Raw genomic sequence first — 13,797 nt, 5'->3', positions numbered from 1 at the left:
GCGCTGCAGCCCTTTCGCGACGCAAGGCCGCTCCTACAGAGCTGCGGCGGTCTTCCGACCAACTGTCATACCGCTCCCGGATCCCACTGCTAGGCTTCGACAGAACGCCACTGTCAAAAAGCCACCATCATGCCCGCCGCCGCCCGCTTGCTGCTGTTCTGTGCCTTGCTCACGGCCTCGGCGTCGAGCCTGGGCATGACCATTTACAAGACCACCGACAATTTCGGCGTGGCTTCCTATTCCGAGCGCCCTAGCCCAGGTGCCAAAGCGCTGGAGCTGCGCGAGCCGATGTTCGAGCAGTTAGAGGGTCAGGTACGCCTGCAAACCGAGCCGTTTCCTGGCGGCGTACGCTTCCTGGTGCGCAATGAGCTGTACGTGCCCATGCAGGTTGAACTGCGCGTCGATCAGTTGGCCAATGCCTTCGGCGGCAACGGCCCGCGGATCGTGCGGGCCGTAGTCGGGCCACGCTCGACCAAGGTGCTCAGCTCGGTGCTGGCGGCACCCGGCGGGCCGCTCCGTTATGCCAGCAAATTTCAGTACGCCATGGGTGACCCCGGTCAGCGCTCGCAGGCTTATCGTTATCCTTTCCCATGGAAAGGCGGCCCTTTCCGCCTGACTCAAGGGCCCAACGGCCGCTTCAGCCATTACGGTCCCAAGGGCCGTCATGCCATGGACATCGCCATGCCGGAGGGCACCCCGATCATTGCGGCGAGGGGTGGGATGGTGGTGAAGATCGAGAACAACCAGAGCGGACGAGGTACCAACCCCTCAGGCAATTTCGTGCGCATTCTTCACCCGGACGGCACGATGGGAGTGTATCTGCACCTGATGCGCGGTTCAGTGGTAGTGGCCGAGGGGCAGCAGGTGGCATTGGGGCAGGCGTTGGCAAAGTCGGGCAATACTGGCAACAGCACTGGCCCCCACCTGCATTTCGTGGTGCAGCGCAACGTCGGCTTGGCGCTGGAGTCGATCCCCTTCCAGTTCGACCGGCCGATTGGCGGTTTGCCGAACTTTACTGCGGGTAATCCCTGAAATTGTCAGGGGCCGCCAAGCGGCCCCGCCAGTTCAGTCGAGCTTGAGCACCTTGGCCAGCACGATCTTGGGCCCTTTCATCTTCTTGATGATGATGCGCAGGCCTTCGACTTCCAGCACTTCCTCTTCCTCAGGCACGCGCTTGAGCGTTTCGTAGATAAGCCCGGCCAGAGTTTCCGCTTCGATGTGGTCAAGGTCGATGCCCAGCAGGCGCTCCACCTTGAACAGCGGCGTGTCGCCACGCACCAGCAGTTTGCCTGGCTGGTAGGCCAGGATGCCGCGCTCGGTCTTGCGGTGTTCGTCCTGAATGTCGCCCACCAGCACTTCCAGCACATCTTCCATGGTCAGGTAGCCGATCACCTTGCCATCGGCTTCCTCGACCAGCACGAAGTGCGCACCGCCCTTGCGGAACTGCTCCAGCAGCTGGGACAACGGCATGTGCCGCGATACACGCTCCAGTGGGCGGGCCAGGTCTTCGAGGTCGACGGTTTCGGGCAGGTGCTCGAGCTCGGCCAGTTCCAGCAGCAGATCCTTGATGTGCAAAAGCCCGGTGAACTCCTCACGCTCGGCGTCGTACAGCGGATAGCGGCTGAACTTGTGGCGGCGCACCAGAGCCAGGATTTCCTTGAGTGGCGCATGGGCGTCGATGCTGACCATGTCTTCGCGCGAGTTGGCCCAGTCGACTACTTCCAGCTCGCCCATTTCCACGGCCGAGGCCAGTACACGCATACCCTGGTCGCTCGGGTCCTGGCCACGGCTGGAGTGCAGGATCAGCTTGAGCTCTTCACGGCTGTAATGGTGCTCGTGGTGCGGGCCAGGCTCGCCCTGGCCGGCAAAGCGCAGGATGGTGTTGGCACTGGCGTTGAGCAGGTAGATGGCCGGGTACATCAGCCAGTAGAACAGGTAAAGCGGCACCGCAGTCCACAGCGACAACAGTTCGGGCTTGCGGATCGCCCAGGATTTGGGCGCCAGCTCACCGACCACGATGTGCAGGTACGAGATGACGAAGAAGGCGACGAAGAACGAGACACCCTTGATCAACTCTGGCGTGTCCACGCCCAGGTACGCCAGCAGCGGCTCTAGCAGGTGGGCGAATGCCGGCTCACCGACCCAGCCAAGGCCCAGAGAGGCGAGGGTGATACCCAGCTGGCAGGCCGACAGGTAGGCGTCGAGCTGGTTATGTACCTTGCGCAGGATGCTGCCGCGCCAGCCGTGCTGCTCTGCAATGGATTCGACACGCGTTGAGCGCAGCTTGACCATGGCGAACTCGGCGGCTACGAAAAAGCCGTTGAGCAGCACCAGGAACAGGGCAAAGAGAATCATGCCGAAATCGGCGAATAACGAGGTGAGGCTGATACCAGGGGAAGGGTCCATGATGGATTTTTTACGGGGTCCGTCTTTGGGAAAGGTAGAAAAAAAGTGCCAGCTTTTGCTGGCACAGGGGGGTCAATGTAGCGGCTGGGGCAGCAAAAGCAAAGTGGCCCTTGGAATCAAGCGTCACCGTTAGCCAGTTGTGCGGGGGCAAAGTGACAGGTGAAGGTACTGCCATGGCCCGGTACGCTGCTGATCTCAAGGCGCCCGCGATGGCGCATGAGCACATGCTTGACGATCGCCAGCCCCAGGCCGGTACCTCCGGTGTTGGAGGCGCGGCTGGAGTCGACGCGGTAGAAACGTTCGGTCAGCCGCGGCAGGTGCTTGGCGTCGATACCGACTCCCGAGTCCTGCACTGACAGGTGGGCGCCCTGGTCGTCGGCCCACCAGCGGATACGGATGTTGCCTTCGTCCCGGGTGTACTTCACCGCGTTGAACACCAAGTTGGAGAAAGCGCTGCGCAACTCTGACTCGCTGCCTTTGAGGCGAAGGCCCGGCGCGGCCTCCAGGGTAATGCGCTGGTTGCGCGGCCCGGACAGCGCCTGGGCGTCGTTCATGATCGCGCCGAGCAGGGTGTCGACTGCCACCGGCTGGTTGTCCGACGGGTAATCGGTCGCTTCCAGCTTGGCCAGCAGCAGCAGGTCGTTGAGCAACGTCTGCATGCGCGAACCTTGCTGACTCATCTGCTGCAACGCCCGGTTCCAGCGGGGGTTAACGTCTTCGACGTTATCCAGCAGGGTTTCCAGGTAGCCGGCAATCACCGTCAGCGGTGTACGCAACTCGTGCGAGACGTTAGCCACGAAGTCCTTGCGCATCTGTTCGAGCTGATGGATGCGAGTAACGTCGCGCACCAGCATCAGGTGTTCGTTGTTGCCGTAGCGGGTGAGGTGCAGTTGCACGCGCATGCGGTCATTGATGGGGGAGGGAATTTCCAGCGGTTCGGCAAAGTTTTGCGACTCGAAGTATTCCTTGAAGCGTGGGTGGCGTACCAGGTTGGTGACCGGCTGGCCGCCATCCTGCGGCGTCTTGAAGCCCAACAGGGTTTCTGCGGCGCGGTTCCACCATTCCAGGTTACCGTCGCTGTCGAGCATGATCACCGCGTCGCGCAGTGCGGCGGTGGACTCCTGCACCCGGTCGATCACTGCCTGCAGACGGCCGCGTACGCGCTGGTCGCGTCGTTGCAGGTGGTAGATGCTGTCGAACACCTCGCCCCACAGGCCATAGCCGTCGGGCGGTGCCTCGTCGGGCTGATGGTTGCGCAGCCAGTCATGCAGGCGCAGCAACTGTTTGAGGGTCCAGCCCAGGTAGAAGCCCAGGCCGATGGCCAGGCTCCATCCGTAAAAACCGCTGACCAGGCCGCCTATCAAGCAGACAGTGATCAGCAGGAGCAGGTGGCGAATGAGGGTTGCGTGCCAGTTCTGGTTCAATTGACAGATCCTTCGGATCCAGCCGCAGGCTGCAAGCGATAAGCTGCAAGATGAAGCGGATCGGTGATGCTGATAGTCCTTTGTCTAGCCTGGATGCTGCTTGTTTTCCTTGCAGCTTGAGGCTTGAAGCTCGCAGCTAGCTTTTGGTCGAGAAGCGGTAGCCAGTGCCCCGGACGGTTTGTACCAGATTTTCGTAGGCTTCACCCAGTGCCTTGCGCAGGCGGCGGATGTGCACATCGACGGTGCGCTCCTCGACGTAGACGTTGCCGCCCCAGACTTGGTCGAGCAACTGGCCCCGGGTGTAGGCGCGTTCCTGGTGGGTCATGAAGAACTGCAGCAGGCGGTATTCGGTGGGGCCCATTTCGGCCGGTTTGCCGTCGATGGTCACGCGGTGGCTGATCGGGTCGAGCAGCAGGCCGCCGACTTCGATCGGGGCTTCGCTGTCGCTCGGGCCAGCGCGGCGCAGTACGGCTTTCAGGCGCGCCACCAGTTCCCGAGGCGAAAAGGGTTTGGTGATGTAGTCGTCGGCGCCGACTTCCAGGCCCTGGATCTTGTTGTCCTCTTCGCCCTTGGCGGTGAGCATGATGATCGGGATATCGCCGGTGAGCTCATCGCGCTTGAGGCGGCGAGCCAACTCGATGCCGGAGGTGCCCGGCAGCATCCAGTCGAGCAGGATCAGATCCGGTTTACGGTCGACAATGATTGCGTGGGCCTGTTGGGAGTTCTCGGCTTCCAGGCAGTCATAGCCGGCCATTTCCAATGCAACGGCGATCATCTCGCGAATGGGCGCTTCGTCGTCGACGATCAGAATGTTTCTGCCAACCATGCTGTAAACCTCTCCTGGAATGTCGTGTCTGGCCCGCATTAGATAACGGAATTATTGCAGCTGTGTGACAGGGCGTTGGCCATTCTGGCGACATTGCATGACTGGGCTAGGCTAGAAGGGGCTGCCGCGGCGGCTGTTCGAACTCACTCCACCCCCGAATTCACGGTGATTCCAATGACACGACACACGCTGAGCTGGATGGCCCTTTGTGCTGCAATGGCACTGCCCGGGGTAGCGTCGGCCCACCATGCCATGGAGAAGGACGGCATGTGGGTCGACCATGCGGGTATGACGTTGTACACCTTCGACAAGGATGCTGGCGGCAAGTCGATGTGCAACGGTGAGTGCGCCGCCAACTGGCCGCCGCTGCTGGTCAAGGCCGATGACGAGCCTGCCAAGGACAAGTGGTCGGTGGTGATGCGCGACGACGGCAAGAAACAGTGGGCTTATGACGGCAAGCCTCTTTATACCTTTGTGAAGGACAAAAAGGCTGGGGACATGACAGGTGATGGTTTGAAAGACGTCTGGCACGTCGCCAAGCCTTGAGATGGCTGGGCCCGATTTGCGGCCCAATCGCCGGCAAGCCAGCTCCCACAGGGTGGCTTGCCGAGGTTGTGTTCAGCGCAGGGCGTAATCGAGCACCACACCCATGAACACCAGCAGCCCCGCCCAGTGGTTGTGAAGAAACGCCTTGAAGCACGACTCTCTGTCCAGCTTGCGCGTCGACCAATACTCCCAGGCAAAGCACAGGGCGGCGCCCAGCAGCCCAAGATGGAACCAGCCACCCAGCTCGAAGCGGCTCCCCGCCAGCAACAGGCAGCCCAGCGACAGCATCTGCAGGGTCAGGATGATCATCCGGTCGGATTCGCCGAACAGGATCGCGGTCGATTTCACCCCGATTTTCAGGTCATCGTCCCGATCGACCATGGCGTAGTAGGTATCGTAGCCCACCGTCCACAACAGGTTGGCGATGTACAGCAGCCAGGCGCTGGCCGGCAACTCGCCGCCGGCGGCAGTGAAGGCCATGGGGATACCCCAGGAATACGCAGCCCCCAGCACCACCTGCGGGTAATAGGTGTAGCGCTTCATGAACGGGTAACAGAACGCCAAAGCCACCGCGCCGAATGACAGCCACACGGTCTTGCTGTTGGTACACAGCACCAGCAGGAAGCTCACCGCCACCAGGATCCCGAACAGCGCCAGCGCCTCGCGTGGCTTGACCCGCCCACTGGCCAGCGGGCGGTCGGCGGTGCGTTTGACGTGGCCATCGACCTTGCGATCGGCGAAGTCATTGATGCAGCAGCCAGCGGCACGCATCAGCACCACGCCTAGGCCGAAGATCAGCACGTTGGCCAAGGTGGGCGAACCAAGGCCTGCAATCCACACCGCCGTCAGGGTCGGCCACAGCAGCAGGTAGATGCCGATCGGCCGGTCCATGCGGCTGAGCTGGATGAAGTCCCATGCGCGCGGGTGCACGCGGTTGAGCGACTTGAGCAGTTGCAGGTACATCAGCAGTTTTCCTCCTTGGCTGCTTGCCACAGTGCCGGCAGGAATACTTCGGCCACCAGCAGATCGAGGCCATCGCGCTCGAAGCGCGAGCGCCGCCCCCACAACCCTGCATGGGCCGCTTCGACAGGTAACCACTGCTGTGGATAAGTGCACACTTCAATGGGGTGACGGATGAACGCCTGGTCGCAGAACAACAACTCGCCCAGCGAACGGCTGCCCAAGGTTTCCAGGTGCAAACCGCCGCGTTCCAGGGCGCTACGGCTGGCCACGCTGCGGGCGAAGACCCAAGGCTGACCATGGCCGCGCAAGTACACCTCGCGCACCCAGCCTTCAGCGCCTGGCGCGATACCCAGCGCCAGGCATTCGTCATCGCGCAGCGCCTGCCAGCCCTCGAACAGCGGAGTCACGCTGAAATGATCGTGAGACAGTCGGGTAAGGCGGCGAGTCAGGGAACCTTCGTCGAACAGCCAGTCGAGGGCAGGCTGGTCGGTATCGACCGCCAGTTGTGGATACGCCAGCCACGCGACAGCGGCTGCTTGCGGGGATTCGTACGACACGTCGATATGCTTGATTACAGCCAGAGAGGCGGCGAGCTTAGCATGATTGCCCCAACTGCTTGCATAATGCCCGCGTAAGGGCCCTGAGCCCGCATGACAAAGCCTGAGCCTGTACCGAGGAACGACAAATCATGAAGAAGTGGCAGTGTATTGTCTGTGGCCTGATCTACGACGAGGCCCAAGGATGGCCGGATGACGGCATCGCGCCGGGTACCCGCTGGGAGGATGTGCCGCAAGATTGGCTGTGCCCCGATTGCGGCGTTGGCAAAAGCGACTTTGAAATGATCGCCATCGGCTGATCGCAATGCTGTTCAACCAAGAGGAAAGCACGAAATGACGTCCCCCGTGGTCATCATCGGGACCGGCCTGGCCGGCTACAACCTGGCCCGTGAGTTTCGCAAGCTCGATGGCGAGACGCCGCTGCTGCTGATTACGGCCGACGACGGTCGCTCCTATTCCAAGCCCATGCTCTCCACTGGCTTCGCCAAGCAAAAGGACGCGGATGGCCTGTGCATGGCCGAGCCGGGGGCCATGGCCGAGCAACTCAAGGCGGTTATCCGCACCCACACGTGTATCAGCGGTATCGACCCTGGCCACAAGCGCCTGTGGATTGGCGAAGAAGCGGTGGAGTATCGCGATCTGGTGCTGGCCTGGGGTGCGCAGACCGTGCAAGTGCCGGTCGAGGGCGACGGGGCTGATCATGTGTTCCCGGTCAATGATCTGGAAGACTACGCACGTTTGCGTGCTGCCGCAGCTGGCAAGCAGCGTGTTCTGATCCTCGGAGCCGGCCTGATCGGCTGCGAGTTCGCCAATGACATGCGCCTGGGTGGTTTTGAGGTCGATGTGGTGGCACCGTGCGAGCAGGTCATGCCGACCCTGTTGCATCCTGCCGCTGCCGCTGCCGTTCAGAGCGGGTTGCAAGGGCTGGGCGTGCGTTTTCACCTGGGCCCCGTACTCACTCGCCTGCAGCGGGTTAGCGAAGGCCTTGAGGCGCACTTGTCCGACGGCAGCGTGATCGCCTGCGACCTGGTGGTATCGGCCATCGGCCTGCGCCCACGCACCGACCTTGCCGCTGCAGCCGGCCTGCAGACCAACCGCGGCGTAGTCGTGGACCGCCAACTGCGCACCTCCCACGGCAACATTTTCGCGCTGGGCGACTGCGCAGAGGTCGAAGGCATCAACCTGCTCTATGTGATGCCGTTGATGGCCTGCGCGCGAGCCTTGGCCCAGACGCTGACAGGCAACCCGACGCAGGTCAGTTACGGGCCGATGCCCATTACTGTGAAAACACCTGCTTGCCCTTTGGTGGTTTCGCCACTGCCACCTGGTCGTGAAGGTAACTGGCAGGTGCAAGGGCAGGGCAGTGACCTGAAAGTGCTCTGTCACGCTGCTGACGGCCAGCTGCTGGGCTATGCCCTGACAGGCAGCGCCGTCACGGAAAAACTGGCCCTGAACCGGCAGCTGCCTGCGCTGATGGCGTAAACAGCGGGCGTTCTGTCGGATTTATCCTGTAGTTGACCGCACAATGGCCGCCCAGATACTGGCGCGGCCCCGGTCGGCGTGCCATTCTCACTTCCGTCTGCCGCAGATTAGAGCCTGCGGTGCCTTGAACGCTGCCTCACGGGCAGCACGGCAATAACAACAAGAATTCCCGTCAAAGAGGCTTCATTATGCGTAAACCAGAACTCGCCGCCGTCATCGCCGAAAAGGCCGATCTGACCAAGGAAAAGGCCAATCAAGTGCTCAATGCCATTCTCGACAGCATCACCGGTGCGCTGGACAAAGACACCGTGACCCTCGTCGGCTTCGGCACTTTTGAAAAACGGCATCGCGGCGCCCGTACCGGCAAGAATCCTCAGACCGGTGAGCCGGTGAAAATCAAGGCCAGCAATACTGTGGCCTTCAAGCCTGGCAAAAACCTGCGTGAGAGCGTCAATGTGCCCCCCAAGCCGGCCAAGAAAGTCAAATGACCGACGTTTGACTTGCAGCCTCTGGTCAACGGGCGCCTCAGGGCGCCCGTTGTGCTTTCGGAAAGCATCGTGCTGCGAGTCTGCGTAAATAGTTCAGGAAACGGATAAACTGCGCAGCTCAGTCATTTTTTATTCGAGGCGCGTTGATGAAGTTCCGCTTTCTTCTCTGGGCCCTGGGGCTGTTGATGGCCAGGGCCAGCCGTAACAACCCGGCTTTTCAGCAGCAACTCAAGGACAAGGACCTCGTGTTCCAGATGCAGACGCTCGATGGCAAGGTTGCACGGCACTTCATCGTCAATGGCGAGCGCATCAGCAGCAAAGGCGGCGCTCATCCGCAGCCAGCCTTTGCTATTGCCTTCAAGGACGCTGCCTATGGCTTCGCCACGATGCAGGCGAGCAACAAGCAGTTGGCGTTCATGCAGGGCATTCAGGACAAGAGCATCCAGATCAAGGGAAATCCGGCACTGGTGATGTGGTTCCAGGGTTTGATGAAATACCTGAAACCGAAGAAGAAAAAAGGCTGAATAGCTGGGGCTGCAGTGCAGCCCCAAAGTTTTCAGTGCGGTGCGTTGAACTGCGACGCCAGTTCGCGCAGCAAACTCTCGGCCTCGAGCACCTTGTTCACGACGTCCTCAGCCTTCTCCCGGGTAACGCCCAGGCGCTCCAGCAACTCGTCAGGGATCGCCTCCTGCGGCCCCGAGCCGATGCCGCGGCAGCGCAGCAGACGGGTCGCCAGGCACACCAGGTTGGGGTACGCCGAGTATTCGCCGTCATAGGCAGGATCATGCTGGAAGCGCAGCGCGGTCGACAGCTCTTCGGGCATGTCCCACAGCTTCATCAGCCAGGCGCCAATCTGCTCGCGGCTGATACCCAGCAGGTGCTGCTCCACATAGGTGTGGCACAGGTGCGGGTTGACCTCCAGATGGCGGCAGATCAGCGAGAAGTGCGGCGGGAACACATGGGCCAGCAGTAGATAGCCGAAGTTGTGCAGCAGCCCGGCCAGGTAAGTCAGGCCGGCCTCAGGGCGTTCGGCACGGGGCATGGCCCGGGTCAGGCCTTCGATGATCGCCGCGGTGTAGATCGACTGTTGCCAGTACGGCGTCGCCTGTTGCGGATGGTCCTTGGGCAGGCTCAACGTCTTGCCCAATGCCAGGCCCAGGGCCAGGTTGATCACCAGATCGAAGCCAAGGACGCGGACGATGGCATCTTCCACCGAGCGGATCTTGCCTGGGGAAGCGTAATAGGGCGAGGCTGCCCAGCTGACGACTTGTGCGGCCAGAGCCGGGTCGGTTTCGACCACACCGGTGATGTCGTCGATGCTGGCGTTGGGGTCGACCCGCAGCTTGATGATTTTCTGCGCCGTATCGGCCAGTGGCGGGATCTCTATGGTTTCTTCCAGGCGCTTCTGGATGCGGCGGGCGGTGAATGCCTGCACTGCAAGGGTAATCTCCCTGGAGTCATCATCCGGGCGGTCGAGATTGGGGCGGATTTCCCTTACGGGTTGGCCGAAAGTGCCAGCGCTGGCCTTTTGCATCATGCGCTTGAAGTCGTCACGCTGGATTTCCAGCAACAGACCGGCTTCGCCGGACTGGATCAACAGGCGTTCGGCATCGAGCAACTTGCCTTCATAGAGGCAGGGCGAGCTGGTCAGTGCCGGAATCGCAGGCAAGGCCTTCAGATGGTGCTTGTCGAGCATCTGCTTCAGGCGTTGTACCGGCACGGCTTTGAGCTTGCGGCCCGTCAGCTCTTCCAGACGATTGAGGTCCAGCAGCTTGCTCTGCGGGAACAGCACCATCAATGCGCCGATTTCGTCATCGAGCAGGATCGCCTGTACCCGTGAAGCAGCCGGCAGTTGCGTATGCTCTGGCACCTCGCGATAGGCAACGCCCAGTTTTTCGAGCAACAGCCGGATAACAGACGGTGCGTGTGGGGTTGCGGTGTCCAGGGCAGCTTCAGTCATGGTCCGTATCCACTGATTCTTTTAAACGCGAAGTATAACCAGTCTGGTCGCAAAGCTGGATCCATTCTGGTACTGACGTCACACTTGGCCATATTGCTGGCCGTGGCGCAGCCAGCGGTCGAGCAGCGGGCTGACGTGCTCGGGCCAGCGTGCAATGAGGGCTTGTGCGGCGTCGCGCACGGCTGGCAACAGGTCGGCATCGCGCATCAGGTCGGCGACCTTGAATTGTAACAAGCCGGTCTGGCGCGTCCCGAGCATCTCGCCCGGGCCGCGCAGCTCCAGGTCCTTTTCAGCGATGACGAAGCCGTCGTTGGTTTCGCGCATGATTCCCAGGCGTTCGCGGCCGATCTGCGACAGCGGCGGGTGATACAGCAGCACGCAGTGGCTCACCGCGCTGCCCCTGCCTACCCGGCCGCGCAACTGGTGCAGTTGGGCAAGGCCCAGGCGTTCAGGGTTCTCGATGATCATCAGGCTGGCGTTGGGGACGTCCACACCCACTTCGATCACCGTGGTTGCGACCAGCAGTTGCAGGTCGCCTTGCTTGAATTCGGCCATCACCGCGGCCTTTTCCGCGGGTTTCATGCGCCCGTGGATCAGGCCCACGCGCAGTTCCCCCAAGGCGCTGCCCAGCTCCTCGTAGGTGCTCTCGGCTGCCTGGCAGGTAAGTTCTTCGGACTCTTCGATCAGGGTGCAGACCCAATAGGCTTGGCGCCCTTCGGCGCAAGCGGCGCGCACCCGCTCGACCACTTCGAAACGCCGGCTGTCGGCCACCAGCACGGTATTTACCGGCGTGCGCCCTGGCGGTAATTCGTCGAGCACCGAGGTGTCGAGGTCGGCATAGGCGCTCATCGCCAGCGTGCGCGGGATCGGGGTGGCGGTCATGATCAGCTGGTGCGGGCACAGTTCGCCTGCGACACCCTTCTTGCGCAGGGCCAGACGTTGTTGCACACCAAAACGGTGCTGTTCGTCGATGATCGCCAGGGCCAGGTGCTTGAATTGCACTTCTTCCTGGAACAACGCGTGGGTACCCACCACCATCGGCGCACCGTTGGCGATCTGTTCCAGGGCGCTGGCGCGGGCCTTGCCCTTGAGCTTGCCGGCCAGCCAGGCGACTTCCAGGCCCAGCGGCTCCAGCCAGCGCTTGAAGGTGATGTAGTGCTGCTCGGCGAGAATCTCGGTGGGCGCCATCAGCGCCACCTGGTAGCCGGCCTCCAGTGCCTGCAGCGCCGCCAGTGCGGCAACTACGGTCTTGCCGGCGCCGACATCACCCTGTACCAGGCGCATCATCGGCTCGGCCTGGCTCAGGTCGTAGGCGATTTCATCGGCTACCCGCTGCTGTGCGCCCGTCGGCTTGAAGCCCAGGTTGGCCAGGTATTGCAACTGCAGGCGCTTGGCCTTGGGCAGAACCGGTGCGCGCAAGCTGCGCAGGCTTTCACGCAGGCGCTGTTGCGACAGCTGGTGGGTGAGCAGCTCTTCGAAGGCAAGGCGGTGCTGGGCCCAGTGCTGGCCTTCGGCGAGCTCATCAAGGTCGGCATCGGCCGGCGGGTTGTGCAGGTAGCGGATGGCATCGTCCAGCGGTGCCAGGTGGTAGTCCCGGGCCAGTTCGTCCGGCAACCAATCCGGCAGGCTGCGTGGGCCAAGCATACCCAAGCTTTGCTGGCAGAGCAGGCGCAGGCGCTGCTGGGTGAGGCCTTCGGTAGACGGGTAGATCGGCGTCAGGGTCTGCTCTACCGGCGGTGGCGGCTCGTCGCCATTGAGTGCACGGTACTCCGGATGGTAGATCTCCAGGCCCGAGGCGCCGGGGCGGGCCTCGCCATAGCAGCGCAGGTGGGTACCGCGCTTGAGGCCTTCCTTTTGCGCATTGCTGAAGTGATAGAAGCGCAGGCTGAGCACGCCGCTGCCATCACCCAGGCGCACTACAAGGCTGCGGCGTTTGCCCATGGTCACATCGGCGCCACTGACCACCCCTTCGATCACGGCGTCCTGGCCGGGGCGCAGGGCACCGATAGGCACCACCCGGGTGCGGTCCTGGTAACGCAGCGGCAGGTGGAACAACACGTCCTGCAGGTTTTCCAGGCCCACCTTGGCGAGCTTCTGCGCCATGGCTTCGCCTACGCCCTTGAGCGCGGTGACAGAGACCTTCGACAGCTCAGTCATGACTCAGGCCGGTTGTTCCACAGCGGGCTTGGCTACCGAGCAGAGGCGAATCGAGTCGGCAAGGATCTCGATGGCCTTGGGCCGCGGGAAGCTTGCGCGCCAGGCGATGGCTACAGTGCGGAACGGTGCCGGTGCGGTGAGCGGCCGCACCTCGATGACCCCTGGTGCGTAGTGGTGGCTGTGCACCGCCGAAAGCGGCAGGATCGACACGCCCAGGCCCGAAGCGACCATGTGGCGGATGGTTTCCAGCGAGCTGGACTCCACCGTGGTGTGCTTGGCGCCTTCGCCCCCCTTGTTCAGCGTCGGGCAGGCCTCCAGAACCTGGTCGCGGAAGCAGTGGCCCTCGCCGAGCAGCAGCAGGCTCTTGTCGTTGAGCATGGCGGTGTCGATGGTTTTTTTCGCCGTCCAAGGGTGGTCGGCGGGCATCAGGGCACAGAATGGCTCATCGTACAGTGGCAGCGTCAGCACGTCGGCTTCGTTGAACGGCAGGGCGATGATCACTGCGTCGAGTTCACCGTTGCGCAGTTTTTCGCGCAGCACGTGGGTGAAGTTCTCTTCGATGTACAGGGGCATCTGCGGTGCCACGCGGTGCAGCTGCGGGATCAGGTGCGGGAAGAGGTAAGGGCCGACGGTATAGATCGCACCGACCTTGAGCGGGGCGGTGAGCTGGTTCTTGCCGGCCTGGGCCAGTTCGCGGATGCCCTGCGCCTGCTCCAGTACCTTCTGTGCTTGGGCGACGATGCTTTCACCGACTGGCGTCAGTCGCACCGCGCTCTTGCTGCGCTCGAAGATCAGCACGCCAAGCTCGTCCTCAAGTTTTTTGACACCGACGGACAGAGTGGGCTGGCTGACATGGCAACGCTCGGCGGCGTGGCCGAAGTGCTGTTCCTGGGCAAGAGTGACGATGTAGCGTAGTTCTGTGAGGGTCATAACGTGCGTCCATGAAGTTGCGAGGCCAGCATAGCGGCTGCAATCGATAGACGCACGT

At 62.2% G+C, this 13,797-nt stretch carries 14 protein-coding genes; 6 read left to right on the top strand and 8 right to left on the bottom strand.

Translation table 11 applies throughout. The features are described 5' to 3' along the window. Nucleotides 1-129 precede the first annotated feature (129 nt). Nucleotides 130-1,032 carry a peptidoglycan DD-metalloendopeptidase family protein gene (locus ACW4TB_RS10730; protein WP_012312102.1) on the top strand — a complete coding sequence of 301 codons (903 nt, stop codon included), beginning with the start codon at nucleotides 130-132 and terminating at the stop codon, nucleotides 1,030-1,032. A gap of 33 nt (nucleotides 1,033-1,065) precedes the next feature. Here the strand turns inward: ACW4TB_RS10730 and ACW4TB_RS10725 are convergent, their stop codons facing one another. The 3 genes from ACW4TB_RS10725 to phoB form a co-directional block, all read right to left on the bottom strand. Next, nucleotides 1,066-2,406, bottom strand: coding sequence for a hemolysin family protein (locus ACW4TB_RS10725; protein ID WP_012312103.1), 1,341 nt, complete (start codon nucleotides 2,404-2,406; stop codon nucleotides 1,066-1,068). Between the two features lie 116 nt (nucleotides 2,407-2,522). Next, a complete protein-coding gene (gene phoR, locus ACW4TB_RS10720) occupies nucleotides 2,523-3,830 on the bottom strand; it encodes a phosphate regulon sensor histidine kinase PhoR (protein WP_012312104.1) in 1,308 nt (435 codons plus the stop codon). A gap of 136 nt (nucleotides 3,831-3,966) precedes the next feature. Continuing rightward, on the bottom strand, nucleotides 3,967-4,656 hold the full coding sequence (gene phoB, locus ACW4TB_RS10715) for a phosphate regulon transcriptional regulator PhoB (RefSeq protein WP_012312105.1): 690 nt from the start codon (nucleotides 4,654-4,656) through the stop codon (nucleotides 3,967-3,969). A gap of 174 nt (nucleotides 4,657-4,830) precedes the next feature. Here phoB and ACW4TB_RS10710 point away from each other — a divergent pair, with 174 nt between their 5' ends. Continuing rightward, the gene (locus ACW4TB_RS10710) at nucleotides 4,831-5,202 is read left to right on the top strand and encodes a COG4315 family predicted lipoprotein (protein WP_012312106.1); all 372 of its coding nucleotides are present in this window, start codon (nucleotides 4,831-4,833) and stop codon (nucleotides 5,200-5,202) included. Nucleotides 5,203-5,274: 72 nt separating this feature from the next. Here the strand turns inward: ACW4TB_RS10710 and ubiA are convergent, their stop codons facing one another. Beyond that, nucleotides 5,275-6,165: a 4-hydroxybenzoate octaprenyltransferase gene (gene ubiA / locus ACW4TB_RS10705; protein ID WP_012312107.1), complete on the bottom strand. Its 891-nt coding sequence runs from the start codon at nucleotides 6,163-6,165 to the stop codon at nucleotides 5,275-5,277. After that, nucleotides 6,165-6,722, bottom strand: coding sequence for a chorismate--pyruvate lyase family protein (locus tag ACW4TB_RS10700; RefSeq protein ID WP_012312108.1), 558 nt, complete (start codon nucleotides 6,720-6,722; stop codon nucleotides 6,165-6,167). Before ACW4TB_RS10700 ends, ubiA begins: the two co-directional genes overlap by 1 nt. A gap of 131 nt (nucleotides 6,723-6,853) precedes the next feature. Here ACW4TB_RS10700 and ACW4TB_RS10695 point away from each other — a divergent pair, with 131 nt between their 5' ends. The 4 genes from ACW4TB_RS10695 (at nucleotide 6,854) to ACW4TB_RS10680 (ending at nucleotide 9,216) form a co-directional block, all read left to right on the top strand. Beyond that, nucleotides 6,854-7,021 carry a rubredoxin gene (locus ACW4TB_RS10695; RefSeq protein ID WP_012312109.1) on the top strand — a complete coding sequence of 56 codons (168 nt, stop codon included), beginning with the start codon at nucleotides 6,854-6,856 and terminating at the stop codon, nucleotides 7,019-7,021. A gap of 34 nt (nucleotides 7,022-7,055) precedes the next feature. Beyond that, the gene (locus ACW4TB_RS10690) at nucleotides 7,056-8,204 is read left to right on the top strand and encodes an NAD(P)/FAD-dependent oxidoreductase (protein ID WP_279930204.1); all 1,149 of its coding nucleotides are present in this window, start codon (nucleotides 7,056-7,058) and stop codon (nucleotides 8,202-8,204) included. A 188-nt stretch (nucleotides 8,205-8,392) separates the two neighbouring features. Then, complete coding sequence (locus ACW4TB_RS10685) at nucleotides 8,393-8,692, top strand: HU family DNA-binding protein (RefSeq protein WP_254466929.1); 300 nt, start codon at nucleotides 8,393-8,395, stop codon at nucleotides 8,690-8,692. 146 nt (nucleotides 8,693-8,838) lie between these two features. Further along, a complete protein-coding gene (locus tag ACW4TB_RS10680) occupies nucleotides 8,839-9,216 on the top strand; it encodes a helicase (protein ID WP_254466930.1) in 378 nt (125 codons plus the stop codon). Nucleotides 9,217-9,248: 32 nt separating this feature from the next. Here ACW4TB_RS10680 and ACW4TB_RS10675 read toward each other — a convergent pair whose 3' ends face one another. The 3 genes from ACW4TB_RS10675 to ACW4TB_RS10665 form a co-directional block, all read right to left on the bottom strand. After that, entirely contained in the window at nucleotides 9,249-10,652 is a 1,404-nt protein-coding gene (locus tag ACW4TB_RS10675) for an aminoacyl-tRNA deacylase and HDOD domain-containing protein (RefSeq protein WP_012312113.1), read from the bottom strand. Between the two features lie 78 nt (nucleotides 10,653-10,730). Further along, on the bottom strand, nucleotides 10,731-12,809 hold the full coding sequence (gene recG, locus ACW4TB_RS10670; RefSeq protein ID WP_254466931.1) for an ATP-dependent DNA helicase RecG: 2,079 nt from the start codon (nucleotides 12,807-12,809) through the stop codon (nucleotides 10,731-10,733). 3 nt (nucleotides 12,810-12,812) lie between these two features. After that, a complete protein-coding gene (locus ACW4TB_RS10665; RefSeq protein WP_012312115.1) occupies nucleotides 12,813-13,739 on the bottom strand; it encodes a hydrogen peroxide-inducible genes activator in 927 nt (308 codons plus the stop codon). Nucleotides 13,740-13,797 lie beyond the last annotated feature (58 nt).

The organism is Lelliottia jeotgali, from assembly GCF_977070485.1.
Note: the sequence above shows the minus strand (reverse complement) of the source record. Positions and strands in the feature narration are given on the sequence as shown.